This window comes from Nocardia sp. 348MFTsu5.1, from assembly GCF_000383535.1.
GTDB lineage: Bacteria > Actinomycetota > Actinomycetes > Mycobacteriales > Mycobacteriaceae > Williamsia > Williamsia faeni.
This window is the reverse complement of record NZ_KB911519.1, coordinates 108,470-133,744: the sequence shown is the minus strand read 5'-3', so window position 1 is coordinate 133,744 and position 25,275 is coordinate 108,470. Positions and strand designations below refer to the sequence as shown.

At 65.0% G+C, this 25,275-nt stretch carries 23 protein-coding genes and 2 riboswitches; of the genes, 17 read left to right on the top strand and 6 right to left on the bottom strand.

Annotation, left to right across the window (positions count from 1 at the left end; genetic code table 11):
- The first annotated feature begins 6 nt into the window (after window positions 1–6).
- Together H290_RS0120000 and H290_RS0119995 are read left to right on the top strand one after the other, a co-directional pair.
- Window positions 7–708: an alpha/beta fold hydrolase gene (locus H290_RS0120000; RefSeq protein ID WP_020108611.1), complete on the top strand. Its 702-nt coding sequence runs from the start codon at window positions 7–9 to the stop codon at window positions 706–708.
- A gap of 44 nt (window positions 709–752) precedes the next feature.
- Window positions 753–1,565, top strand: coding sequence for a TauD/TfdA family dioxygenase (locus H290_RS0119995; protein ID WP_028463430.1), 813 nt, complete (start codon window positions 753–755; stop codon window positions 1,563–1,565).
- On the opposite strand, the gene H290_RS0119990 is transcribed toward H290_RS0119995, so the two are convergent.
- Both H290_RS0119990 and H290_RS0119985 read right to left on the bottom strand, forming a co-directional pair.
- Entirely contained in the window at window positions 1,514–2,722 is a 1,209-nt protein-coding gene (locus H290_RS0119990; protein ID WP_020108609.1) for a hypothetical protein, read from the bottom strand. The genes H290_RS0119995 and H290_RS0119990 overlap by 52 nt on opposite strands.
- 107 nt (window positions 2,723–2,829) lie before the next feature.
- Window positions 2,830–4,443 (bottom strand): SulP family inorganic anion transporter, encoded by a 1,614-nt coding sequence (locus tag H290_RS0119985; protein ID WP_231373775.1) that lies wholly within the window; start codon window positions 4,441–4,443, stop codon window positions 2,830–2,832.
- Between the two features lie 248 nt (window positions 4,444–4,691).
- Between H290_RS0119985 and H290_RS29310 the strand changes: the two genes are divergently transcribed.
- From H290_RS29310 to H290_RS0119965, 4 genes are all read left to right on the top strand, one after another.
- Complete coding sequence (locus H290_RS29310) at window positions 4,692–5,393, top strand: GNAT family N-acetyltransferase (protein WP_020108607.1); 702 nt, start codon at window positions 4,692–4,694, stop codon at window positions 5,391–5,393.
- A gap of 90 nt (window positions 5,394–5,483) precedes the next feature.
- The gene (locus H290_RS0119975) at window positions 5,484–6,608 is read left to right on the top strand and encodes an FO synthase (protein WP_028463428.1); all 1,125 of its coding nucleotides are present in this window, start codon (window positions 5,484–5,486) and stop codon (window positions 6,606–6,608) included.
- Entirely contained in the window at window positions 6,605–8,101 is a 1,497-nt protein-coding gene (locus H290_RS0119970) for an NAD(P)/FAD-dependent oxidoreductase (protein ID WP_020108605.1), read from the top strand. Before H290_RS0119975 ends, H290_RS0119970 begins: the two co-directional genes overlap by 4 nt.
- 83 nt (window positions 8,102–8,184) lie before the next feature.
- Window positions 8,185–8,778, top strand: a complete 594-nt coding sequence (locus tag H290_RS0119965) for a carboxymuconolactone decarboxylase family protein (RefSeq protein WP_020108604.1) — start codon at window positions 8,185–8,187, stop codon at window positions 8,776–8,778.
- On the opposite strand, the gene sigJ is transcribed toward H290_RS0119965, so the two are convergent.
- The 4 genes from sigJ to H290_RS0119945 are packed head-to-tail and all read right to left on the bottom strand — an operon-like array spanning window position 8,706 to window position 12,125.
- Window positions 8,706–9,680 carry an RNA polymerase sigma factor SigJ gene (gene sigJ / locus H290_RS0119960; protein WP_020108603.1) on the bottom strand — a complete coding sequence of 325 codons (975 nt, stop codon included), beginning with the start codon at window positions 9,678–9,680 and terminating at the stop codon, window positions 8,706–8,708. The genes H290_RS0119965 and sigJ overlap by 73 nt on opposite strands.
- Window positions 9,681–9,703: 23 nt before the next feature.
- A complete protein-coding gene (locus tag H290_RS0119955) occupies window positions 9,704–10,771 on the bottom strand; it encodes a maleylacetate reductase (protein ID WP_020108602.1) in 1,068 nt (355 codons plus the stop codon).
- 27 nt (window positions 10,772–10,798) lie between these two features.
- Complete coding sequence (locus tag H290_RS0119950; RefSeq protein WP_020108601.1) at window positions 10,799–11,587, bottom strand: pirin-like bicupin family protein; 789 nt, start codon at window positions 11,585–11,587, stop codon at window positions 10,799–10,801.
- A 28-nt stretch (window positions 11,588–11,615) separates the two neighbouring features.
- Window positions 11,616–12,125 (bottom strand): VOC family protein, encoded by a 510-nt coding sequence (locus tag H290_RS0119945; RefSeq protein ID WP_020108600.1) that lies wholly within the window; start codon window positions 12,123–12,125, stop codon window positions 11,616–11,618.
- Between the two features lie 136 nt (window positions 12,126–12,261).
- Between H290_RS0119945 and H290_RS0119940 the strand changes: the two genes are divergently transcribed.
- From H290_RS0119940 to H290_RS0119890, 11 genes are all read left to right on the top strand, one after another.
- On the top strand, window positions 12,262–12,732 hold the full coding sequence (locus H290_RS0119940) for a MarR family winged helix-turn-helix transcriptional regulator (RefSeq protein ID WP_020108599.1): 471 nt from the start codon (window positions 12,262–12,264) through the stop codon (window positions 12,730–12,732).
- A gap of 116 nt (window positions 12,733–12,848) precedes the next feature.
- Window positions 12,849–12,943: riboswitch (SAM riboswitch) on the top strand.
- Between the two features lie 32 nt (window positions 12,944–12,975).
- Window positions 12,976–14,043 (top strand): LLM class flavin-dependent oxidoreductase, encoded by a 1,068-nt coding sequence (locus tag H290_RS0119935; RefSeq protein ID WP_036519702.1) that lies wholly within the window; start codon window positions 12,976–12,978, stop codon window positions 14,041–14,043.
- Window positions 14,040–15,182, top strand: a complete 1,143-nt coding sequence (locus H290_RS0119930) for an LLM class flavin-dependent oxidoreductase (protein ID WP_036519654.1) — start codon at window positions 14,040–14,042, stop codon at window positions 15,180–15,182. The genes H290_RS0119935 and H290_RS0119930 overlap by 4 nt, the downstream gene beginning before the upstream one ends.
- A gap of 42 nt (window positions 15,183–15,224) precedes the next feature.
- Window positions 15,225–16,331 (top strand): LLM class flavin-dependent oxidoreductase, encoded by a 1,107-nt coding sequence (locus tag H290_RS0119925; RefSeq protein WP_020108596.1) that lies wholly within the window; start codon window positions 15,225–15,227, stop codon window positions 16,329–16,331.
- Window positions 16,328–17,410: an LLM class flavin-dependent oxidoreductase gene (locus tag H290_RS0119920; RefSeq protein WP_020108595.1), complete on the top strand. Its 1,083-nt coding sequence runs from the start codon at window positions 16,328–16,330 to the stop codon at window positions 17,408–17,410. The genes H290_RS0119925 and H290_RS0119920 overlap by 4 nt, the downstream gene beginning before the upstream one ends.
- On the top strand, window positions 17,407–18,810 hold the full coding sequence (locus tag H290_RS0119915; protein ID WP_020108594.1) for an NtaA/DmoA family FMN-dependent monooxygenase: 1,404 nt from the start codon (window positions 17,407–17,409) through the stop codon (window positions 18,808–18,810). Before H290_RS0119920 ends, H290_RS0119915 begins: the two co-directional genes overlap by 4 nt.
- Window positions 18,811–18,905: 95 nt before the next feature.
- A riboswitch (SAM riboswitch) is annotated at window positions 18,906–18,994 on the top strand.
- A gap of 18 nt (window positions 18,995–19,012) precedes the next feature.
- Window positions 19,013–20,626 (top strand): ABC transporter substrate-binding protein, encoded by a 1,614-nt coding sequence (locus H290_RS0119910; RefSeq protein ID WP_020108593.1) that lies wholly within the window; start codon window positions 19,013–19,015, stop codon window positions 20,624–20,626.
- Between the two features lie 2 nt (window positions 20,627–20,628).
- Window positions 20,629–21,633: an ABC transporter permease gene (locus H290_RS0119905; RefSeq protein WP_020108592.1), complete on the top strand. Its 1,005-nt coding sequence runs from the start codon at window positions 20,629–20,631 to the stop codon at window positions 21,631–21,633.
- Entirely contained in the window at window positions 21,626–22,528 is a 903-nt protein-coding gene (locus H290_RS0119900; RefSeq protein WP_020108591.1) for an ABC transporter permease, read from the top strand. The genes H290_RS0119905 and H290_RS0119900 overlap by 8 nt, the downstream gene beginning before the upstream one ends.
- Window positions 22,528–24,150 carry an ABC transporter ATP-binding protein gene (locus H290_RS0119895; protein ID WP_020108590.1) on the top strand — a complete coding sequence of 541 codons (1,623 nt, stop codon included), beginning with the start codon at window positions 22,528–22,530 and terminating at the stop codon, window positions 24,148–24,150. Before H290_RS0119900 ends, H290_RS0119895 begins: the two co-directional genes overlap by 1 nt.
- Entirely contained in the window at window positions 24,147–25,271 is a 1,125-nt protein-coding gene (locus H290_RS0119890; protein ID WP_020108589.1) for an LLM class flavin-dependent oxidoreductase, read from the top strand. Before H290_RS0119895 ends, H290_RS0119890 begins: the two co-directional genes overlap by 4 nt.
- The last annotated feature ends 4 nt before the right edge of the window (window positions 25,272–25,275 follow it).

The following is a 25,275-nucleotide window of genomic DNA, read 5'->3' as shown; positions in this document are numbered from 1 at the left end:
TGCGAGATGGTTCGGGTGAATGTCCGACGGTGGGGGAACGGGGATCGACACGCGGTTCTCATCCATGGTCTCGGCAACTCGTCGGAGTCGTGGTGGGAGGTCGGGCCTGAGCTCGCCAGTCGTGGCTTCAACGTGCATGCCGTTGATCTGCCGGGACACGGGGCCAGTGAGCATCTCGACGAATACTCGGTGGAGGCACTGGTCGACGCTGTCGTGGGCGCAGTGCCGGGAGAACCGGCTCTTGCGATCGGGCATTCACTCGGTGGTCTGGTCTTGGCGCACGCCGCGCCGGCGTTGCGTCCCGGCCTGGCCGTATACGAGGACCCCGCCTGGACCATCACCGCCGATCCGGCGGTCGTGGAGGCGTTCCGTGCTCAGAAGAACTGGACCACAGCGGATATCGATGCTGCATACCCGAAATGGAGTGAGGGGAGCAAGGCTCGCAAACTCGTTGCACTCGGGCAGTGGGACGAGCGAATCCTCGATGGTCTGAGTTCGTTCACGCCGGCGAGTGTGACTGCGCCGGTTGTTCGATCCCTCGTGGTGCTCGCCGATCCCAGTTATCTGATCCCCGCGGCACGTGCCACCGAATTGCGTGCCGCCGGATTCGAGGTGCGCTCCGTGCGTGACGCCGGACATGTCGTTCATTTCGACGACCTGGCAGGCTTTCTGGAAGCGTTGGATCTCGCCCCCGTACATCCAGGCTGATCCTAAATCTCGATCGCACGGCACAGTCGGCTTAGCGTCGAATCATGACAGCCACACTTTCTTACCGAATCCGTCGAGCCGGACCATTGTTCGGTGCCGAAGTCTCTGACATCGACCTCACCGCGCCGATCGACGACAGCACTCGTGCAGCACTCCGGCGTGAGTTCGACGAACACAAGGTTCTCGTGTTCCGGGGCGCGAATCTGACTCCGGCGCAACAGGACGAAGCCATGCGCATCTTCGACGAACCATTCGATCACCCCACCGCGATCCGGCACGATGAGCATCCCCTGGTGTATCCGTACGACGTCCGGAGTACCGGCAAGGCCAGCTCCTGGCACGTCGGGGGAGTGTGGCGGACTCCACCGTTCTCGATCGAATCACTCGTCTTCGAGGAAGTCTCGGACCTCGGTGGCCATACGTTGTGGGCGGATCTCCAGGCCGCCTACGACGACCTGTCCGATCCCTTCAAGGCACTACTCGAAGGTGTGAGTGCCGTATATGACTCCAACGCAGTGCATTACGCCCAAGGTGCGGAACGCGGGGACGTGAAGACGACTGTTTCGCACCCGGTGGTCCGCGTGGACAAGAACGGTCGGAAGGGTCTGTTCATCAGTACCGGCGCTCTGCGGTTGGAAGGATTGTCCGACTCCGAGGGCCGGGCGGTGCTTTCCTATCTGCTGGAACACGCGTCGTCGCCGAACTACACCATTCGATTCGGTTGGAATGCAGGAGATTTCGTTCTCTGGAATAACCTCGCGACCTGGCACTACGCGATCGACGACTATGGCACTCAGCCCCGCCGCTACCGCAAGGTGCTCGCGGCATCGCCGTCGGAGGACGTCCGCCCGGTGTGACGCGGAGCCTGATCGTCGGGAAGCACCACCGCGCGTAGTCCGGCGCGCAGGGTTTCCTTGGTCTGCATCCAACCGTCGGCCTCGTGGAGGCACGCGCGGGCCTCGTTCTGGTCGCCACGATCGGCGGCGACGTCTGCGGCGCGACGCCATCCGATCGCCTCATCGGTGCTGATTTGCAGGTAGTGCAGGATCGCGTCGCGGTCGTGGTCGCAGATCTCGGCCACCTCGTGGGGGGCGAGGAGGCCGGCGCCGTCGGGATCGAGATGCAACAGCACCATCAGCGCGGGCGGTAGACCTCTGGTGTCGTCGGGAGGTGTGGATTCCGGTTCGATCACATCGCCGGTGGCGCCGGCACAGACAATTTCACGAGCGATTGCGCCGGCGCCGACACGCATGAACTTGAACCAGGCATGCAGCGCTTGTTCGAAGGCAGCGGCTATGAAAACTGTTGCGTCAAAGCTGATCTGGGCGATTGCGTGGTTGTGGGAGACGCCGAAATCGACCGCTGGCCACTGCGGGTCGTGGAGATCGAAAACAGCTGTCACATGGGGGTTGGTGTCGACGTCGCGTGCGAGCATCGTGAACAGGTCGACGTACGACTCGTTGGGCCGCACGCGCAGCCATGAAGTGAGGCCACCGAGTGTGAAGGTGATGTCGCCGTCGTGGTCTTTGGTGATGGGGTCGCAGGTCACCTGGGCGAGAACGCCCTCGACCAGCGCCTGTAGATGGCCCGGACCGCTGGGACGTACCGACACCGTCGCGAGTGACGTCCCGGGGGAATCGTCGAGGGCGGGCCGGGCGAAGAACGCGGGATGCACGACCTGCCAGTGCTCACGGATCACGGCGGTGACGTCGGCGGCCATCTTGTCGACGTGACGTCGGCCGACGGACAGGGTGAGTTCACCAGAGGTGAGTTCACGCCAACCGCGCCCGAGCAGCGCTGCTGCCCACTGACTGTTGACCAGCCCACAACGCACCCGGCCGCCGCGGGTCACGGTGAAGGTGAGGGTCTGCGCGTCTTCATCGAAGGGCGAATCGGGCCTTTCGATGACATGGCGGGCACCGTATTCCAGGGCTGCCAGGCTATCGGCGAGGTGTAGCCGGAACTGTGCCCAGGCATCGTCCATCGACCTGTCGAAGTCGAGAGGTTCGGGCATGGTTGCTCCTGACTCTTGCCGGCCGGGGTACACACCCGTGGCCCGATAGCGGATCTGATTTGACGGCTTTTGACCGCAAATTGCACGCTATCGGAGGGGTCCGACAGTCAGTCTTCGTCGTGTGAGTGAAGCCAGACACGAGCCTCGGCGTAGGCGGCCAAGGTTGATTCACCGAGTACCGCGGTGGCCGGGAAGAACTCCAGTTTGATGCCCTGATGGGCCAGCAGCTTGTCGGTCCATTGGTCGCGAACGTGTGGGTCGACGCCGCTCAGGTAGAGGCGACCGCCGACCTGCTCGAGGCGGTCGGCGTAGTCGGCGATGACCGCGAAGAAGGTGGCACTGACGGAGGTCCGGCCACGTAAGCGCAAAACCACGACGGGGGAGCGGGCTGTGGCGGGGTCGGGCAACTTGGCTTGCAGGGTTCGGGCACCCGCGTAGAACAAGCTGCCGTAGATGTCGAGAATCACGACACCGTGGTCGCGCAGATGATCGGGAGCTTTCGTTTCGACGAGATGCTCGCCATCGACAGCGAGTCCGATCACTCTCAGATCCATCGCTTCTTGATTGAGTTGCAACAACAACGACAGGGCTACGCCGACGGCGACCGCGATGGTCACCGGGAAAAACAGCGTTGCCACGAATGTCACCAATAGCGCTGTACGCGAGATGAATCCGCTGCTCCAGATGGCATGGACGCGAGTGAAGTTGACAGCTCCGGCAGCCGAGACGATCAACACCGCAGCGAGGGTCGGCATCAGGACCTTACCCACCAGACCGGACAACGCCACCAGGATCACCAGCAACCACAAGCCGGAGAAGATTGCGGCCCACCGTGTTCGCGCCCCGACGGTTTGATTGAGGGCGGTCTGCCCGACCGAGGCCCCGACCGGCATGCCATTGAGCAGTCCGGCTCCGATATTGCCCAAACCCTGCGCCGCGAAGTCCTGGTTGGCCCCGGCACGTGAGCCGTCGGGATTGGGTGTGGTTTCGGCAACCCCGGCACCCTGCACGAGCACGATCACCATGACGGCCAGAGCGCCGGCGACGAGATTGGGCGTAAGGACGGTGAAATCCGGTAGCCCGGGGACGGGTAGGCCCGAGGGGATCGCTCCTTCATCGGACACGGTGGGTACCGAGTTCCAGCTGCAGACCCAGGCCAGCAACCACGGCAGCGTCAACGCTGTCACCGCGGCGAACAGTTTCAGCCTGGTGCCTCCGAGAACGACCATGAGGACCAGCGCCATGACGCCCACGATCAGCGACGGAATGTCGATGTCGCCGGGATTGGTGACGACGTCGAACGCCTTTTCCACCGCGCGCCCGGCGTCGACGTCCATGCCGGTCAACGCGGGCAGCTGACCGCAGATGATATTCGCCGATACGCCTACCAGAAATCCCGTCATCACAGAATGGGAGACGAACCGGGTGTATCGGCCCAACCTCAATATCCCGGCCACGACCATCATCACGCCGGCGATCAACGTGAGTACCACCAGCGCCGCAGACCGATCCTGCGCCGGCATATCCGCCAGTGCTGACCCCGCTGCAAGGGCCGACGCGCTCGTCGTGGTCACCACCATCAACCGGCTGCTGGTGCTGAATCCGCCGAAGACACGCCCGGCCACGCTGGCATACAGGCCCTGCACCGGACCCACGCCGGCGAGAACACCCGCTGCCATTCCGTCGGGAACGCTGCCGATGGCGCCCGGAACCCCGGCCATGACATCGACCTTCGACATAGGCTGGCTCGAGATCAGGCGGCGCGTCCGGTGCCACATCGCAGCGATCATGCTGTTCGACAAATTATCCGGCCAACCCCGTCACGTTGATGTTCGTTGGATTTCTACCCTAGGCGTCGCATAGCCGAAACTCGACGATCTTTCGACCGAGCAATTCTGTTGCGAGTTCGGCGGAGTTTCAGATGTACTCGACTGACAAGGAACTTGATGGTGGAGGCGGAGCGACAAATATGACGGCAGCACCTGCGCGCCTACCCGACGAGCATGTCCTCGATGACCCGATTGGTGCTTCGCTCAACGGTTTTCATGCCGGGTTCGCTCGGGTACGAGGGCGGGTTCGGCGATTTGAGCCGGACGTATCGAAGTTCATGTCGATTCCCCCGGACCCCACTGATGACGACTGGGCATCGGCGGCGTCGCTGGCGGTGTCGGCGCCGGCGATCCTGTTCAGTGCCGAGCGGTACACGGTCCCCGAATATTGGCCGGCGGTCAACACACTTGATCTGGTTCAGATGGTGGCGCAGCACGTCAGCGGTGTCGGTGATCCGGACGCCGTGGACCTGGGCGACGCCGATGTTCCCGAGGTGCTGGCCCTGACCTCGGCGACCAAGCCCGGACCATTCGAGATCCGCACCATCGAGCTCGGCACCTACGTGGGTATTCGGGACCGAGGCGAACTGGTGGCGATGGCAGGGGAGCGGATGCACGTCCCGGGCTGGACCGAGATCAGTGCGATCTGCACGGCACACAGCCATCGCGGACGTGGGCTGGCGGTCCGGCTCATCCACACACTGGTCGGTCAGATCGAAGCTCGCGGGGAAGAGGCTTTCCTGCATGCGGCGATCACGAACACGTCGGCGATCGACCTGTACGACCGCCTCGGTTTTCGGGAGCGCCGCCGCCTGGTGGCGACGGGTTTGAGTGCGATCTGAGGTCGGTGGAACCGCCCGGAGCCCGCGCGGCAGGCCGCCCAGGTGCACCTGCAACGAATGCATGTGCCGACCCGGTTCTAGAGTCGAAGGATGACGTTGCGAAGGTCCTGGGCCGAAGACACTCGGCTCCCCGGGTCCACGGTGCGTCCTGCGCTGCGCCGAATCGCTGATGGTTCGGCACCGCTCGCCGATGCCGACTGGATACTGCTGCTGCAGGCGCAGGGCGATGAGCTGGACGAACTGTGCGATCTGGCCGATGTCGCCCGTCGAAACGCAGTGGGCGACGAACTTACATTCGTCGCCAATCGGAACTTCGACACCGGTACCGTGCTCGACCTGATCGGGACACCGCGGCTCGAGGATCTCGTGGCCGAGGCGTGGACGCTGGGTGCCACCGAGATCTGCCTGCAAGGTCCGGTCCCGCCGTCGCGGCCGGCCAGTGACTACCTGACCGTGGTCGAACGCATCAGGGCGGTCGCGCCGGAGATGCATGTGCACGCCTACCGGGTGCCCGAGGTAATCGACGCCGCGCAGCGCCTCGACATCACCGTCCGAGAGTTCCTGTTGGCGGCACGGGCGGCCGGGGTGGGCACTGTGCCCGGTACGGCCGCGCAGGTCCTCGACGACACCGTTCGCGCAGCGCTCGCGCCGAACGGCGAGGCGCTGTCGGTGGCCACCTGGGTGGAGACGATCACCACCGCCCACGACGTCGGCCTCAAGTCGACCGCAACGATGCTCTACGGCCACCTCGAGCGGCCCGACCATCAGGTCGCGCATCTGCGGCTGCTGGGCGCCATCCAGGCACGCACGGGCGGGTTCACCGAACTCATCCTGATGCCGATGCTCCCGGAACTCGCGCCGCCACATCTGCGGGAGGTGGCAACCCACGGTCCGTCCGCGCGCGAGACCCGGGCGGTGCACGCGGTCGCGCGGCTGATGCTGCGGGAATCTTTCGATCACCTCCAGGCCGCGTGGACGAAACTCGATGCCGACGCGCTGACAGCGGTCCTGCGCGGTGGCGCCGACGATGTGGGAGGCGTTCTCATCGACGGGACACTGATGCCAGGTGCCGGGCCGGAAAGTGGCCGGCAGCTGGTTCCGGCCGATGTGGAGCGCCTGGCCGCCGACTTGGGGCGGACCGTCCGCCAACGCACCACCCCGTACGGTTCGGCCCCGGCCGAACGCTGCGACGTCCTGCGCCGGGTCTTTGCATGACGCGGCCGCATCTTCCCGACTACGTTGATGTCGCGATCGTCGGGGCGGGGTTCGCCGGCATCGGGATGGCGATCCGCACTGCCCGGCGAGGCAACGAGAGCTTCGTGATCCTTGAACGGGAGAACGCGGTCGGTGGCACCTGGCGCGACAACAAGTATCCGGGGGTGGCCTGCGACGTACCCGCACACGTGTACTCGTTCTCTTTCCGGCCGCCGGGCGACTGGGAGTCGCTGTTCGCCGCCGGCGATCAGATCCACAGCTATCTCGAGCAGGCGGCCGTTGATGAAGGGCTGATGCCGCATCTGCACCTCGGTGTTGACGTGACGCAGACCCGGTGGTTGCCCGACGAATTGTGCTGGGCGGTCTCGACGAGCGCCGGTGAACTCCGGGCACGAGTTCTGGTGGTCGCGGTGGGGCGCCTCGCCGACCCACTGGTACCCCCGATTCCGGGCCGGAGCGCGTACCCGGGCAGCGTTTTTCACACTGCGCGCTGGGATGACACCGCACCGATCGATGGTGCTCGCGTCGGTGTGGTCGGCACCGGTGCCTCGGCGATCCAGCTGGTTCCGCAACTGGCGCAGCGGGCCGAGGAGTTGGTGGTCTTCTCCCGCAGCGCGCCGTACGTGGTTCCACGCGGCAACCGGCAGTACAGTCCGGTCGAACGCGAAGAACTACGCGTGAAGGAGAACGCCGATCGCCTTCGTGAAGAGCTGTTCACGGAGGCGGACAAGGCATTTGGGCAGCGTCGTGGTCTGCACCCCGACATCGACCAGATTCGTGACCGGGCGCTGGGTCATCTCCATTCCCAGGTTGCCGATCCGGGTCTGCGAGCCGATCTCACGCCGCATTACGAGATCGGTTGCAAGCGAATCCTGTTGAGCGACGACTTCTTTCCGACGATGACCCGGCCGAACGTCACGCTGGAACCATCCGCGCTGGCGCAGTTCGACGGATCACGCGCGGTTGCGGCCAGCGGGAAATCGTTTGAGCTCGACACCGTGGTGATGGCGACGGGGTTCTCGGCTGCGCGCCCGGAGTTCGCCACGCGGATCGTCGGAGTCGACGGGGAACGGTTGTCGGAGCACTGGCGGGCCGGGATGGTGTCGTACGCCTCCACCGCAATCAGCGGCTACCCCAACATGTTTGTGCTCGACGGGCCGAACGCGGCACTGGGACACAATTCGGCGATCTACATGATCGAGACCCAGATCGACTACGTGCTGGGTGCCCTGGATCACCTGAACGACAGCGGAACCCGGGCCGTCGAGGTGACGGCGGCCGCGGAGCAGGCGTACACGCGTGAGATCGACGAGCGCAGCGCGTCGACGGTGTGGCTCAGCGGGTGCAGCAGCTGGTACCTCGATCCGACCAGTCGCCGCTTGACCCTGCTCTGGCCCGGAACCGGCAGGTCCTTTCGCGAACGCAATGGAACCTTCGACCCGTATCACTACGAGCGGCTGTGGGCGCCGGACTCGGTGGACCTGCCGGTCTGAGATCGGCCCCTGTCACGTTTCGCCGGGCTGTCTCGTCTACCTGTCAGAGGCGCACATCGCGCCGAAGATTGGGAGGAACAGACATGGCACGGATACCAGCAGTGGCCCCTCAAGACGCCGGCTTGCTCGTCAAGGGTGCGTATCGATACGCCGAGCGCAGGTTCGGGTCGGTGCCCGAACCTTTTGCTGTCCTGGCTCACCATCGGGGTTTGTTCATGGCATCGGCGCTGCACGAGAGTGTGGTGGAACGCGCATCGAAGGTCTTGCCGCCGAACATCCGTGAGATCGCGGTGTACCGGACGGCCTGGGTGGTCGGATGCTCGTGGTGCATCGATTTCGGCACGATGCTGCAAAAGCACGACGACCTCGACATCGACCGGCTGGAGCACATCGCCGACTACGCGACGTCACCTCTTTACAGCGACGACGAGCGGGCCGCGATCGCCTATGCGGACGCGATGACCGCCACGCCGATAACGGTCACCGATGAACAGGTCGACGACCTTCGCGACCGATTCGGGATCGACGGACTCATTGAACTGACTTACCAGATCTCGCTGGAGAACCAGCGATCACGGATGAACGCGGCGCTGGGCCTGACCGATCAGGGATTCTCGACCGATTCGTGCCGGGTGCCCTGGGCCGCTGATGCGGCGTCGGACACCGGACCGAGCTGAGCGACGTCGATGGCGGTCAGCTTGGCGGGATCGGCGATGTCGTAGACGGCCGCCACCCGGCCGTCGCGGACGACAAAACTGAGGACCCGCGGTGGTGAGGCCCGACGATCTCCCTCCTCGTCCCAGCCGGCGGAATAGGTTCCGAGTTCACCGTTGACCCGGACCGGAATCTGCAGGCTGAGCATGTCCGGCCCGTAGCGCCGCAGGAGCCCGAACAGGAATCGGGCAACACCGACCGCACCGCGAATCGGTTTGACCGCCGTGGGAGCGGTGCGGTTGGCGTCGCCGACGATCATCGCGTCCGGATCCAGCGCGGCCAGGACCGCGTCCATGTCGCCGGACGCCATCGCCGCGACGAGCCGTCCGACCGCTTCAGCCTGCGCGGTGTCGCCGGCGGGGGCCGGGACGTCGGCGACGGTCCGGCGGGCCCGGGAGGCAAGTTGTCGTGCAGATGCAGTCGAGGTGCCGAGGATGTCGGCGACATCGGCGAACGGGACACCGAAGCCGTCGTGGAGGACAAAGGCAACACGCATGGCCGGAGTCAGGGTTTCGAATAGGACCATGGCGGCGTAGCGACTGTCCTCGGCCGCGATGACAGCCTGCAGCGGATCGGCGTATTCGGGTGCGGGGGCTATCGGCGTCACGATCGGTTCCGGAAGCCATTGCCCCACATAGCTTTCGCGCTTGACGGCCGCTGATTTGAGGCGGTCGAGGCAGATTCGGCCGACGACGGTGGTCAGCCAGGCGCCGAGGTCGTCGATCGAGTCGCTGTCGGCTGCGTCGAGGCGCAACCAGGACTCCTGAACGGCGTCTTCGGCATCGTTGATGCTGCCGGTGATCCGGTATGCCACCGACAGCAGCCGACTGCGCTGATCTTCGAATCGTTCACCGAGAGACCCCATGACTGCATGGTAGATCCCGAGGATCAGGAGTTGGCAGTCGGACGGATTCCGGAGGTGGCATCGGTGAGGAGCTTGCCGATGCCGGTCCGGGTGACCGGGCGAGGGTTCGGATATGGCTTGGCGTTGGCCAATTCGCATGCGCGAGGGATGGATTCGGTATCGAATCCCAATTCGGCCAGCGACACCGGTCCGCCGAGCGAGGCCACGAGGTCGTAGACACCGGCAGCCGCGTCGGGCACGCCCATGGCATCGGAGATACGCTCGATCGCGCTCGCAGCGGCGGGCGCGTTGTAGGCCATGGCATGGGGCAGCACGACGGTATGTGTCGGAGCATGTGGCAGGCCGAAGCTGCCGCCCAGAGTGTGGCAGAGCTTGTGGTGCAGACCCATTCCAACGGTTCCGAGGCAACTGCCGGCCAGCCATGCCGCACGCAGGAGGTCGGCTCGGGCATCGGTATTGTGGAGGTCCGCCATCACGCGGGGGAGTGCGCGGCTGATACTCGCGACGGCTTCGAGCGCCATCAGGTCGGTGACCGGATTGCGCTCTGCCGAATACAGCGCCTCGACCGCATGCGCCAGGGCATTGATCGAGCTGGTGAGTGTGATCGCGGCCGGTAGATCGAGGGTCAGATCGACGTCATAGATGACGGTCTCGGGCAGGATGTCTGCCGAACTGCGGGTGGTCTTGACCCCGTCGACGGTTTCTCCGAGGACGGGTGTGACCTCGGACCCGGCATACGTTGTCGGAACGATGATCTGGTCGTATCCGCCGCGAACCGCCAGCGCCTTCGACAACCCGGTGGCCGAACCGCCTCCGATCGCGACCACGCAATCGACAGCACTGGCTTCGGCCAGTTCCATCGCGCGGGTGGTGACCTCCAACGGTGTGTGCATGGCGGCGCCGTCGAAGCGGGCCACGACCCGAGTGCCCAACTGGGCGGTCAGGTCGGCGGCCAGGGTTTCGAGCCGTGGTCCGGCGAGGAGCAGAACCCGATTGCCACCGAGTCTGCTGACTTCGTCGCCGACAGCCCCGAGTGTGCCGCTCCCGAATACGATCCGCGACGGCAGCCCGGTGTAGGTGAAGTTTGTCATCAGGTCTGAGCCTATGGCCCGTGGGTGTCAGGCCGCTATCGCTGCATGCATTTCCCACACGATGACCTCGGCGTCGGTGCCGGCGGTCAGTTGCTGCCCGCCACCACCGTTGACGCGAACCGCGTCACCTTCGCGGAGTTCACCGACCCCCTCCATGAACACCTCGCCGCGCGGAACGAAGACGTGGAGCATGGGAGCGTCCGGCAACGTCACCGGAACCTGTCCCGGTTGCATGCGCGCGACGTGCATCGCCGCGTACTTGTTCTTGATCCGGATGGCGGAATGGTCGATGTACTCCGGCATCCCGGTGGCAACCGGAACCAGCCCACCGGAGAGCAGTTCGTTGTCGATCTCGAGTTGCTCGTAGCCGGGCGTGATGCCGGACTCGTCGGGGACAACCCACATCTGGATGAAGTGGACCGGTTCGTCATGCTTTTCGGCAGCGGTGCCCGAGACGGTGTCGAGGCGCCACGAGTCGTTCTTCTCCGAATGCCTGATCCCGGTGCCGGCGCTCATCCGCTGCGCCAGGCCCGGGTAGATGACGCCGTTGTGGCCCATGGAGTCCTGATGCACCAGGGAGCCCTGCAGAACCCAGGTGATGATCTCCATGTCCCGGTGCGGGTGGGTGTCGAAACCCTCGCCCGGGAGGACGATGTCGTCGTTGTTGACCATCAGGACACCGTGGTGGGTGTTGGCCTGGTCGTAGTGATGGCCGAAGGAGAAGGAGTGTTTGGAGTCGAGCCAGCCGGCGTTGGTCTTGAACCGGCCCTCGGCCCGGCGGACGTCGAACTGTGCGGACGTGGTCGCTGAAGTCATCGCGAAGGGCCTTTCGGGGACTGAAGAATCAGAGGACGTGATTGCCGTACATCTCACCGAGTGGATCGGCGATCAATTCGATGCGTGCGCCGTCGGGGTCGCGGAAGTAGAGCGACACCTCGCTGTGTTCGGCGAGTTCCACGCCGGCGTCGATCAGCTTGGTGCGCAGTGCTTCCCATCGCGTGGGCTCGACACTGATGGCGACATGATGGAGACCGCCGAGGACTTCCTGGTACGGCCCGACGTCGAGACCGGGGAAGTCGAAGAACGCCAGCAGGTTTCCGTTGCCGATGTCGAAGAAGAAGTGCGATGAACCGGGGTAGTCGCGGTTCTCGATGAGCTCGGTAAGGGGGAACTCCAGGATGCCCTGATAAAACCGCACGGTCTGCTCGACGTCGCTGCTGACAAGAGCTGTGTGGTGCAGGCCCCTGGCGGAGGAGGCAGGCCGTGTCGATGCCGGCTTGAGGTGCTCGGAACGGATGCGGTCGCGTTGCTGTGCGAAATCCTGCGAACGCTGTTCTTCGGCTGCAGTGGTCATGGTCTGCCTTCCTGCTAATTGGTCGAGTTCCGCTTCGCTGCGTCTCCCGGGTCCCGATCAAACTAGTTGCTTTGTCAACGACTTGAATCTAAACCCAGGTAGTTGTTTTGTCAACCACTTTGGATATGCTCGTCAGGTGGACGACACCCGATGGCTCAGCGACGCCGAACATCACGCCTGGCGCGCCTACCTCGACGCCACGCGCCTGCTGCTGCGGACGCTCGACCAGCAGCTCACCCGCGACGCCGACATGTCCTTCACGGACTTCGAGATTCTGGTGATCCTGTCCGAGGCGCCCGGCGGACGTCTGCGGATGCGCGAGCTGGCCGACGCCATGACGACCACGCGCGGAGGCGCGACCCGGGCGATCGGGCGGCTGGTCACGGCCGGATGGGTGCGGCGGGTGGAATGTGAGGACGACAAGCGCGGGATGATGGCCGAGCTGACCGAAGACGGCACCGACAAGCTGGCAGCCGTCAGTCCCGGTCACGTGGCCGAGGTGCGGAAGACGATGTTCGACCTGCTCAGCCCGCGAGACGTCTCGGTGATCGGCCGGGTGTTCGAAGAGATGCGGGAACGCATGCTCGACGGTCAAGGCGCCGATTAAAATTCCGCCTGATTGAAACCTTGTTGTGTACGTCGACCACGGAGTCCGTCACAGAGTCTGCACTGCAGGCGAATTCGCTGTTTGACCGTTTTCGGGAGTGCGCTTAATGTCGAGAAGCATCATCAGGAGCGATTGAGAGACCCGGCTCGCTGACATCGCAGCAACCCCCCGCTTCGGCGGGTGAGGGTGCTACCGCCGGGACCGATGAAGGTTGTGTGCTGTGTTCTCAGTTCAGGAGTTTGGGTGAAATTCTTATTGATCAGTCTGATCACCCACACCCCCCATCCCGTAACCGGCGTGACGATCAGTCCGTCGGAACGGCTGCGGGAAGTGGTTGACAATGCTGTCCTCGCCGAGGAACTCGGCTTCGACGGCTTCGGTGTCGGCGAGCGGCACGAGCGGCCGTTCATCTCGTCGTCGCCGCCGGTGGTGCTGAGCAACATCGCGGCGCGCACGTCGTCGATAGCTCTGTTCACTGCCGTGACGACCTTGAGCCTGCTCGATCCGGTCCGGGCGTTCGAGGACTACTCGACGCTGGACAACCTCTCGGGTGGGCGCCTGCAGCTGATGATCGGCAAAGGTAACGGCGCCGCGCAGGCCAAGCTGTTCCATGTCACCGAGGCCGATCAGTGGGATCGGAATCGTGAGGGATACGAGCTCTTCCGGCAGTTGTGGGAGAACGACACCGTCACGTGGGAGGGGAAGTACCGCCCATCGCTGACCGAGGCCGAGGCATTGCCCCGGCCGCTGCAGAAGCAGATCCGGATCTGGCACGGCAGCGCGACCAGTCGCGAATCAGTAGATCTCGCAGCGTCTTACGGTGATCCGCTGTTCTCGGCCAACGTCACCAACCCGATCGAGCCCTACGCGGAGCTGATCGATTATTACCGGGAGCGCTGGGCGGCCTATGGCCACGATCCGGCGGCGGCCCTCGTCGGCGCCGGCTCGGCCGGTTTCTATGCGACCAAGAACTCGCAGGACGCGATCAACACCTACCGTCCGCTTTTCGACGCCACGGTCGCGCGAATCGGGTCTTTCGGGCTGCCACTTGTCTTCCCGACTCTCGAGGACGCGATCGAACGGAGTTCGTTGTTGCTGGGCAGTCCGCAACAGGTGATCGACAAGGTGCTGCGCTATCACGAGAAGTTCGGGCACGAAGTGATGCACCTGCACGCCGACGCCAGCGGGCTCACCGACGCACAACACCGCGATTCGCTCGAGTTATTCCAGAGTGAGATCGCACCGGTTCTGCGGCGGGAGATCCCGAGCCGGCCCATCAATGCGCCCGCCCGGGTAGCGGTCCCGACATGACCACGTCGACTTCCGCGTCCTCACGAGTGCCGCTGTCGATACTCGACCTCTCGCCGATCAGCGAAGGATCGGATGCGGCGACGGCGTTGAAGAACTCGGTGGACCTCGCCCAGCACGCCGAGTTGTGGGGTTACTCCAGATACTGGCTGGCCGAGCACCACTTTGTGGCGGTCGCGAGTTCGTCACCGACCGTGGTCGTCGGGCAGATCGCTGCCGCGACCTCCACCATTCGAGTGGGGTCTGCGGCCGTTCAGGTCGGTCAGCGGACCGCGGTGTCGGTCGTGGAGGAGTGGGGCATTCTCGACGCGTTTCACCCTGGCCGGCTCGACCTCGGGCTCGGACGGTCGGGTCAACGCCGGTCCGAAGCGCAGAAGGCGGGTTCGGCACCATCACCGACCGCCCCGGACCGTCAGCGTGAGGTGATCGACGGTGTGATCGTGCCTGCGCCGTTCGACCTGTCCGTGTTGCTGAAGGCGTCGCGGCTGGCCGCGATGGCCGAGGTGCTGACCCAACCCGGAGCGCAGCCCCCCGACTTCACCGACCAGGTCGCCGACATCGAAGCGCTCATCGCCGGGACGTACCGCACGCCGTCCGGCGTCGAATTGCATGCCAGCCCAGGGGAGAACGCCGGTCTGGAGTTGTGGATCTTCGGCACCAGCAAGGGCCAGAGCGCCCAGGTGGCCGGCTCGCGTGGTTTGCCCTTCGTGGCCAACTATCACGTGACCCCGTCGACCACTCTCGAAGCGGTGCAGGCCTATCGGGAGGCTTTTGTTCCGTCCGCCACGCTCGCCGAACCGCACGTGGTGGTGTCTGCCGACGTGGTGGTCGCCGACGATGACGCGACCGCGAAAGAACTCGCGTCGTCATTTCCGCAGTGGGTGTACAGCATTCGCAGTGGGCACGGCGCCATCGCCTATCCGGACCCCGCGACGGTGGCCCCACTGTCGGACGAACAATTCGCTCTCGTCGCCGATCGTGTCGAGACGCAGTTCGTCGGTGGCCCGGAGACCGTGGTCGCGCGACTCGAAGCGCTGCAAAAGCTCACTGCCGCAGACGGACTGGTGATCACCTCGGTCACCCATCGTCATGAGGACCGACTCCGATCGCATGAACTGCTCGCCAAGGCGTGGGGCCTGTAATCGCTCCTCGTTCCACTTTCATCTGAAGACAGGACCAACGACATGCCAGTAGAATTCCTGGGCATCGCGGGCACGAACGACGCCACCGAGATCCGGCCACGCACCACCGCCAGCTCCTTCGACAAGGAGTACACGCTCAAACTTGCTCGCGCACACGAAGATTTCGGCTGGGACCGGATCCTTTTCGCCTACGGCTCCGGGGCCCCCGAACCGGCAGCTGCCGCGTCGTACATCGTCAGCCACCTCGATCGCATCCAGATCCTGCTGGCGCATCGCCCGAATGTCTCGTATCCGACGTTTGCCGCCAAGACCTTCGCCACGCTCGACCAGATCTCGGGCGGAAGGGTCACGGTGCACTTCATCACCGGCGGCAACGACGCCGAGCAGCAGCGCGAGGGCGACTTCCTGACGAAGGACGAACGGTACGACCGGACCAGGGAGTACATCCAGATCGTCAAGAAGGCCTGGACCAGCCGGGAACCGTTCTCTCACAACGGCACCCATTACCAGTTCAACGACTTCGTCTCCGACATCTTCCCGGTCGCACAGCCCCGGCCCAACATCTCCTTCGGTGGTTCGTCTGAGGCGGCCTATGCCGTCGGTGGCGCCGAAGCCGACATCTATGCGCTGTGGGGTGAGCCGCTCGAGAACACCGCGGAGCAGATCGCCTCGATCACCGCCGCGGCGAAGGCTGCCGGTAAGCCGCGACCGCGTCTGCAGGTCGCCTTCCGGCCCATCATCGCCCCCACCGACGAATTGGCCTGGCGCAAAGCAGAATCCATCGTCGAACAGATCAAGGGCCGCGTTGCAGGCAATCCCGTCTTCTCGCGCATGCTGTCGCTGACGGCACCGCAGAACGCCGGTTCGCAGCGTCTGCTGGCCATCGCAGATTCGGTGGATCGCTTCGGCAAGGCGGGCTGGACGGCCACGTCCAAGGCGACGGGTGGAGGCGGCAATTCCAACGCACTCGTGGGGTCACCCGAGACCGTCGCCGAGGCCCTCCTCGAGTACTACGACCTCGGAATCGACATCCTGTCGGCCCGCGGCTACGACCTGCTCGACGACGCCATCGATTTCGGCCGGTATGTCATCCCGATCGTTCGTGAGGAAGTCGCCAAGCGCGACAAGAAGATCCAGGGTGTGGCATGAGCGGGTTTGTCCTCGGTATCGAGGTAGACGGCGACGGCTACCACCCGGCAGCATGGCGCCGGGCGCACCACACACAGGCTCAGTTGCTCACCGGAGCCCGCAGCCGGACCGTGGTCGCGGCGGCGGAGAACGCCAGCTTCACCTTTGCCTCCTTCGATGATTCACCCATCGGACCGGCGGATGGTCCGGACATCGCCGGCCGGATCGACGCGGTCAACCGCGCCGCGTTCGTGGCCGGCACCACGAGCACAATCGGTCTCGTGCCGGTGATCTCGACAACCTTCGCCGAACCGTTCCACACCTCCTCGCAGCTCGCGACGCTCGATTACGCGTCGCGTGGTCGCGCCGGCTGGATCACGGCGAGAAGTCCGGAACCCGAGGCTGCCGCCGCCTTCGGTGTGCCGGTGCCGTCAGAGTCGAAATATGCAGCAGATCAGCGTGATTCGGTCCGGGTGGCGCAGGCTCTGTGGGACTCCTGGGACGACGACGCCGTGATACGTGATCATGCGACCGGACGGTTCCTCGACCGCACCAAACTCCACTACGTCGACTTCGAAGGGGAGAACTTCTCGGTCAAGGGCCCATCGATTGTTCCCCGGCCACCACAGGGCCGGGTTGTGGTCTTCGGTCGCCCCGGTGAGGTGCCTGCCGACCTGATCGACGTGGCCATCGTCTCGGGCACGTCGCCGGCCGAGATCCGGGCCGCCGTCGAAGATGCCCGAACAGCCGGCGCCGCGAGGGTGATCGTCGACGTGTACGTCGCGATCGACCTCGACACCGCGACCGCCGCACAGCGGATCGCCGACCTCGATGCCCACACGCCGCACGACCTCCCCGCCGGAAGCTTCGGTTTCAGCGGAACGCCGACGGAACTGGTCGCTGCGCTGACCTCGCTCGCCGATGTCGCCGACGGAGCCCGGATCCATCCGCTGGTCCTCGACGAGGACCTGCGTACCCTTACGCGCTCGGTGCTGCCGCCCCTCATCGAGAGCGGCGTCGTGTCGCGCCCTCTGATCGGGGCCACCCTGCGCGATCACCTCGGACTCGACCGTCCGGCAAACCTGTTGGGAGCGCAATGACCAGGAGTTCTTCGAACGATTACGCCCGCCCGGACGCCAACGTCCACTTCGGGGTGTTCTTCCAGGGCGTGAACCACAACACGATCTGGTCCGATCCGGCGAGCGCATCGCAGATCGATTTCGAGACCTTCCGACGCGTGGCGCTGACAGCCGAACGTGGACTGTTCGACGCGTTCTTCCTCGGTGAAGGCCTGCGATTGCGTGAGCAGCAGGGCAAGATCCTCGATCTCGACATCGCCGGACGTCCCGACGCGATCACGCAACTTGCTGCGCTCGCCGGCATCACCAGCAAGATCGGTCTGGTTGCCACCCAGAACTCGACATACAACGAACCCGCCGACCTTGCGCGTCGTCTCTCGGGTCTGGACCTGTTGTCCGGTGGACGGGCCGGCTGGAACGTCGTCACCACCGACAACGCCTGGACCGGTGAGAACTTCCGGCGCGGCGGTTTCCTCGACCACGCGCTGCGCTACCAGCGCGCCGGCGAGTTCATCGACACGGCCCGGGCGATCTGGGACGGATGGTCCGACGACGCGATCGCCGATGCCGACTCGGCGCGATGGTCACGTGAGGGCGCGATCAACCATGTCTCCCAGTCGAGTTCGCAGTTCGACATCTCCTTGAGGCCCACGCTTCCGCGGAGTCGGCAAGGCCACCCGGTGCTGTTCCAGGCCGGCGACTCCTCGCAGGGTCGTGACTTCGGTGCGAACTATGCCGACGTGATCTTCTCCGCGCACGGTAGCGATTTCGACGACGCGCTCGCCTTTGCCACCGACATGCGAAGCCGGCTGCGTGCAGCCGGCCGAGCGGCGGGGGAGCTGCGGATCCTTCCCGGCAGCGAGGTCGTGCTCGCGGAGAAGGAGTCGGAGGTCGAGGACAAGCTTCGCTGGGTCCGTGAGGGCCAGTACAGCGGCGCCACCGCTTTGTCCCTGGTGGAGCAGGTGTGGGGTCGTGATCTCTCGCACCTGGACCCCGACGGACCACTGCCGACGGACGACCCGGTGGCCGCGCCGATCTCGGTCACCCGCGGTGCTGCACGCGACGGCAAGGACCCGCACGCGATCGCTGCGCAGTGGCGGGCGCTCGCCGAGGCAAAGAACCTGTCGATCCGGCAACTGGCGATCGAGACCTCGGCCCGCAGTGGCTGGATCGGAACACCCGCCCAGGTGGCCGAACGACTCATCCATTTCGTGCGCAGCGGTGCCATCGACGGGCTCAACATCTCGCCGTACATCGTCCCGGGTGGTCTCGATGACATCGTCGATCTCCTGATCCCCGAGCTGCAGGAACGCGGGGCCTACCGGACCCGCTACACCGGCAGCACACTGCGCGAACACCTGGAGCTGCCGCCGGTGCGATCGAGACATCACAGCGTCGGCGCCGACGCTGAGGCGGGCTAGTTTTAACTCGTCTGATTTTTACCGAAGACGCTGGTACGCAACGGTTTATCGCTGTCGATGAATTGACAGTTGGTTGCGGGCCCGCCGTAGACTCACGACCATCCAGAGCGGCCGAGAGACCTGGCTTCAGGACGCCGCAGCAACCCGCCTCAGCGGCGGGTGCTACCGCCAGGATCAATGGAGGAAACGAATGAAGGCACGTATGTCCCGCCCGCTACTCGCCGTGGTCGGCGCCACACTGATGTCAGCCTCGCTGCTCAGTGCCTGTGGCTCCGATGCATCGGGCACCGATGGCGACGCCGGTCCCGCACAGCCGGGCGGCACGTTGCGGTACGGGCTGTCCCAGGCTCCGACTTGCTCGGATCCGACGCAGGGCGGCAGCAACCAGACGATCTACGTCACCCGCCAGGTGGTGGATTCGCTGACCGACCAGAATCCGGAGACGGGCGAGATCACCCCCTGGCTGGCGCAGAGCTGGGACATCAGCCCCGACGCCAAGTCGTTCACCTTCCACCTCAAGGATGGCGTCACCTTCAGTGACGGCACCCCGGTGACGGCTGATTCGGTCAAGAAGAACTTCGACGCCATCATCGCCCTCGGTGCGGCCAAGGCCGCTCTGGCGGGTAGCTATCTCTCCGGCTACACCGGTACGACCGTCGTCGACCCGCTGACCGCTCAGGTGGACTTCAGCTCACCCAACGCCCAGTTCCTGCAGGCGACGTCGACCTCGCAGCTGGGTCTGCAGGCCGACGCCACCGTCGCGAAGACCGCTGAGGAGCGCTGCACCGGTACCAACATCGGCAGTGGACCGTTCACGTACGCGGATTGGCAGCAGGACCGGTCGGTCTCCCTGGCCAAGCGGGTCGGCTACAACTGGAGCTCTCCCGTCTTCAGTCACACCGGCGACGCGTACCTCGACCGCATCGACTTCACGGTTATCCCCGAATCGGGTGTGCGCACCGGATCGTTGGCTTCCGATCAGCTCGACGCGGTCAGTGACGCGCTGCCCCAGGATGCCCCGCAGATCGAGGCGGCCGGCGGCCAGATCCTCACCACGCCGAACCCGGGGGTGACCTTCGGATTCCAGCCGAACGTCACCCGCGGTGTCCTGACGGACCCCGCGGTGCGGCAGGCGATCATTCCGGCGATCAATCGGCAAGAGCTCATCGACACCGTGCTGAACTCCGACTTCAAGGTTGCAACCAGCGCGCTCGCGGCAAACACCCCCGGGTACAAGGATCTTTCTTCTGACGTGACGTTCGATCAGGAGAAGGCGAAGTCCATCCTCGATGCCGCAGGTTGGGTCGAAGGCAGTGACGGCATCCGTGAGAAGGACGGCCAGAAGCTCTCGTTCACCCTCACCTTCAGCGCCGTCTTCGCCGGTAACCAGGCGATCCTCGAACTGGTCCAGCAGCAGCTCAAGGCCGTCGGTATCGATCTGAAACTCGGACTCGTCTCCACTCCGGAGTTCACAGCCCTGCAGGGCAGTGGCGACTACGACGCGGTGTACTACAACGCAACGCGCGCCGATGGTGACATCCTGCGCACCAGCTTCGGACTCACCGGCCGCAACCTGAACCATCGCGGCCCGATCCCCGCACTCGACGATGCATTGACCGGCCAGCTGGCCGCGACCGATAAGGCCCAGCGTGATGCATTGCTGGCCACCGCCCAGGAGCAGATCATCTCGAACGGTCTGTGGCTCCCGACCGTCGAGTTGTCACAGGTCATCGGCGCGGCCACGCATACCCAGGACGTGAAGTTCGATGCATCCGCGAGACTGGCGTTCTACGACACCTGGATCTCCGGGAACTGATCATGTACCGGTATGTCGGATTGAGGGTGCTGCAGGCGATCGGCGTTCTCTGGGCGTCGTTCACCATCGCCTTCGGGATCCTGTTCATCCTGCCGTCTGACCCGGTCAGCATTGCGGTGCAGGGTAATTCGGCATCGCCGGTGGATCAGCAAGCCGTAGCGGACCTGCAGGCCCGCTACGGCTTGGACCAGTCGCTTCTGTCGCAGTATTGGACCTCCCTGTCTCACGCCGTCCGTGGCGACTTCGGTACCTCGATCTCGACGGGGCAGCCGGTGACCACCGCGATCGCGGACGCGCTGCCGAGCACGCTGCAGTTGGCGGTCGGAGCATTGGTGCTCGCCGTGCTGTTCGGTTCGCTCATCGCGTTCGCGACCACCTACAGCCGGGCGCAGTGGCTGCGCACCGCGTTGCAGGCGCTGCCACCACTCGGTGTCGCGATTCCGACTTTTTGGGTCGGTCTGATGCTGTTGCAGGTGTTTTCGTTCAACCTGCACATTTTTCCGGCATTCGGCGACAAGGGCTTCTCCAGCCTGGTGCTGCCGGCGCTCACGCTGGCGATCCCCACCGGCGCGGTGCTCGCGCAGGTGCTGGCGTCGAGTATGGGTACCACCTGGCGGCAACCCTATGTCGAAACAGCTCAGGCCAAGGGAGCCAGCAGGTTTCGGGTCGTGACGCACCATGTCGTGCGGCTGGCCAGCATTCCGGCGCTGACCATCGCGGGTGTGCTCATCGGAAATCTACTGGCCGGCGCGGTTGTCGTGGAGACGGTCTTCTCCCGGGCGGGCGTCGGTCGGCTCACGCAGACATCGGTGATGGCCCAAGACATTCCGGTGGTGCTGGGCATCGTCGTGATGTCGACGCTCGTGTTCGTCCTGGTGAACCTCATCGTCGACCTGCTGTATCCGCTCATCGATCCGCGGATCGTCGGGAACACCCGGAAGAAGAAGTCCCCGGAACCGGAAAAGACGGCCGCGGGCCGAACCGATGTGGAGGCCGCACATGTCTGACCTCATACTCGCCGAGAACGAGATCCGCGACGCCGAAGCCGCGCCAACGAGTCTCGAGATCGAACAGCATCCGGCGCCGCGCCGGTTCGGTATCCGTGCCGTCCTGAAGAATGCGGTGCTGGCACTGTCGGTCATCGTGGTGCTCCTCGTGATCGGCTTCGCGCTGTTCCCCTCGGTCTTCGCCAGTGGCGACCCGCTGAAGGGTGTACCGGCCGACAAGTTCCAGGCACCGAGCCTTCAGCACTGGTTCGGTACCGACAACATCGGCCGCGACGTCTACACCCGAGTGGTACACGGGTCCGGACTGTCTTTGACCGCAACACTGGTGGCGGTAGGTATCGCTCTGGTCGTCGGTACCCTGGTGGGTCTGGTCTCGGGAGCCATCGGCGGCATCCTCGACGCCGGATTGATGAGGCTCGTCGATGTCATGCTGTCGATCCCGGCACTGCTGCTGTCGCTGGCCCTGGTGACCGCACTCGGCTTCGGGACGATCAACGTCGCCATCGCCGTCGGCATTGCAATGGTCGCGGGCTTTGCCCGGGTGACGCGCTCGGAAGTTCTGCGGGTCCGTCGGGCCACCTATGTCGAGGCCGCCTTTGCCTCCGGCGTCCGCTGGCCCACCGTCCTGTTCCGGCACATCCTGCGCAACTCGTACGCGCCGGTCATCTCGCTGGCGGCAGTCGAGTTCGGTATGGCGATCCTGGCGGTGTCCGCCCTGAGCTTCCTCGGATTCGGTGCGGTACCGCCGACGCCGGAATGGGGATCGCTGATCGCCGAGGGCCGTAACTACCTCGCCGTCGCCTGGTGGATGACCACACTGCCCGGTCTCGTGATCATTGCGGTGGTGCTCTCCGCTCACCGCATCGGACATCAACTGAATCGGGATGGACACTGATGACCGATCCGCAACCTCTGCTCAGGCTCTCCGGTCTGCGCGTCCAATACGGTTCCGGCCCCGATGTCGTCACCGCCGTCGATGGGATCGACCTCGATGTCGCGCGCGGCGAAGTCGTTGCGATCGTGGGCGAGTCGGGATCCGGCAAGTCGACGACCGCGCAGGCCGTCATCGGCCTGCTGTCGGGTACGGGCAAGATCACCTCCGGCACGGTCACATTCAACGGTGACCGCATCGACAACGCGAGCGACCGGGCACTGGAAAAGATCCGCGGTGCGCACATCGGTTTGGTGCCGCAGGATCCCACCACCTCGCTGAATCCGGTGACGCGGATCGGCGAACAGGTCGGTGAGGTGTTGCGCATCCATGGGCGGGCGAACCGCCGCACCGCCGCAGTGGAGGCGCTGCGAATCCTGACCGAGGCGGGTCTCGATCATCCGGAGCTGCGCGTCAAGCAGTATCCACAAGATCTCTCCGGTGGGCAGCGGCAACGGGTTCTGATCGGGATTGCGCTGGCCTGCGAGCCGGAACTTATCATCGCGGATGAACCGACCAGCGCCCTCGACGTGACCGTGCAGCGCCGCATCCTCGACCATCTCGACGAACGGATTGCCGCGACCGGCGCCGCCGTCCTGCTCATCACGCACGATCTCGGTGTCGCGGCCGACCGCGCCGATCGCATCGTGGTCATGAGTGAAGGCCGCATCGTGGAAACCGGTACGGCCCATCAGGTTCTGACCAATCCGCAGCACGAGTACACACAAAAGCTCCTCGCTGCCGCCCCGAGCATGACCGCAGTATCCGGTGTGACCACACGCAAACCTCGCACGGCGGCCGAAGGCCCTGCGCTGCTGTCGGTGCGCAACCTGACCAAGACCTTCCGGATCGGGCGTGGCGCCGCGTTGACCGCGGTCAACGACGTGACGTTCGATGTGCCTCGAGGACAGACATTTTCACTTGTCGGCGAATCCGGTTCGGGCAAATCGACCACTGCCAGGATCGCTGCCCGCCTCGAGACCGCATCGTCGGGTGTCGTTGAATTCGACGGTGCGCCGATCACCGCGCTGCGCGGCAAGGACTTACGCCAGCTGCGCCGCCGGGTCCAGCTCGTCCACCAGAATCCCTATGCGTCACTCGATCCCAAGCTGACGATCGACAAGATCGTCGGCGAGCCGCTACAGGCGTTCGGAGTCGGCACCTCGGGTGAGCGCCGCGAAAAGGTGCGCGAGCTGCTCGATCAGGTGGCACTCGGAGACAAGTACCTGTCCCGGCATCCGGCCCAGCTGTCCGGTGGGCAGCGGCAGCGCGTCGCGATCGCGAGAGCGCTGGCGCTGAATCCGCAATTGGTGGTCCTCGATGAGCCGGTGTCGGCGCTTGACGTCTCGGTGCAGGCGCAGATACTCGACCTGTTGGCGCGGTTGCAGCGAGACTACGACCTGAGTTACCTGTTCATCTCTCACGACCTCGCCGTCGTCCGCCAGATCAGCGATGGGGTAGCTGTCATGCGTCGTGGCCAGATCGTCGAAACCGGGCCGATTGCAGACGTTTTCGACAATCCCCAACACGAATACACACGGGAACTGCTCGATGCGATTCCGGGTAAGAAAGTCGCCCTGCGGTGACGTCGGTCCCGCCCAGGTTTCACTGGTTCCTGCCCACCGGCGGTGACGACGAGAAACTCGGCGCGAGCTCGCATGGTGTGTCGATCGCCGGCGGTTACGCGCGCGATGCTGCAGCCGCCGACGGTCATCGTGACGCATCGCTGGAGTATCTGACCGAGCTGGCCCGGACCGTCGATGAACTCGGCTTCGATGCGGTGCTGACCCCGACGGGCGGTCACTGCGAAGACGCGTGGCTCGTCACCTCGGCCTTGATTCCGGCGACCCGGCGGCTGAAGTTCCTGGTCGCGTTCCGGCCCGGAGCGGTGGCGCCGGTCTTGGCAGCACAGATGGTCAGCACGTTTCATCGGCTGTCGGGAGGCCGCATCCTGCTCAATGTGGTTGTGGGCGGCGATGATACCGAACAGCGCGCCTTCGGTGACACGCTCGGCAAGGACGAGCGCTATGCCCGGGCCGATCAGTTCCTGCAGATCGCCAGGGACGTCGGTCAGGGCAAACCGGTGCACGTCGACGGTCCGTACTACACGGTCGACCGCCTTCAGTCATCCGGATTTGCCGGTCACCCGAATGTCCCACTGCCCGACGTCTACCTGGGCGGATCCTCCGACGCCGCAATCGGTGTCGCGGCCCGGCAGGCCGACGTCTTCCTCACCTGGGGCGAGCCCCCGGCGGCCGTCGGGGAGAAGCTCGCGCGGGTGCGGCAGGAGGCGGCAGCGGTCGGGCGCACCATCCGCGGGGGAATCCGGCTGCATGTGATCGCCCGGGACACGGCGGCGCAGGCCTGGCAGGCCGCCGAGGAGCTCATCGCCGATGTCGACCAGGACACCATCGCCACTCGCCAAAAGCAGCTCGCCGCAATCGGATCCGAGGGCCAGCGCCGGATGCTCGCTCTGCACGGCGGTGACCGCGACAATCTTGTGGTCGGGCCCAACCTGTGGGCCGGCATCGGTCTGATCCGTGGCGGCGCCGGAACAGCGCTCGTCGGTAGCCACGATGAGATCGCCGATCGCATCGACGAGTATCGCAGCGTCGGCATCGAGGAGTTCATCTTCTCGGGCTATCCCCACATCGAGGAAGCACGTCACTTCGGGACGGGCGTGCTGCCCCGATACCGCACCAACTGACCGC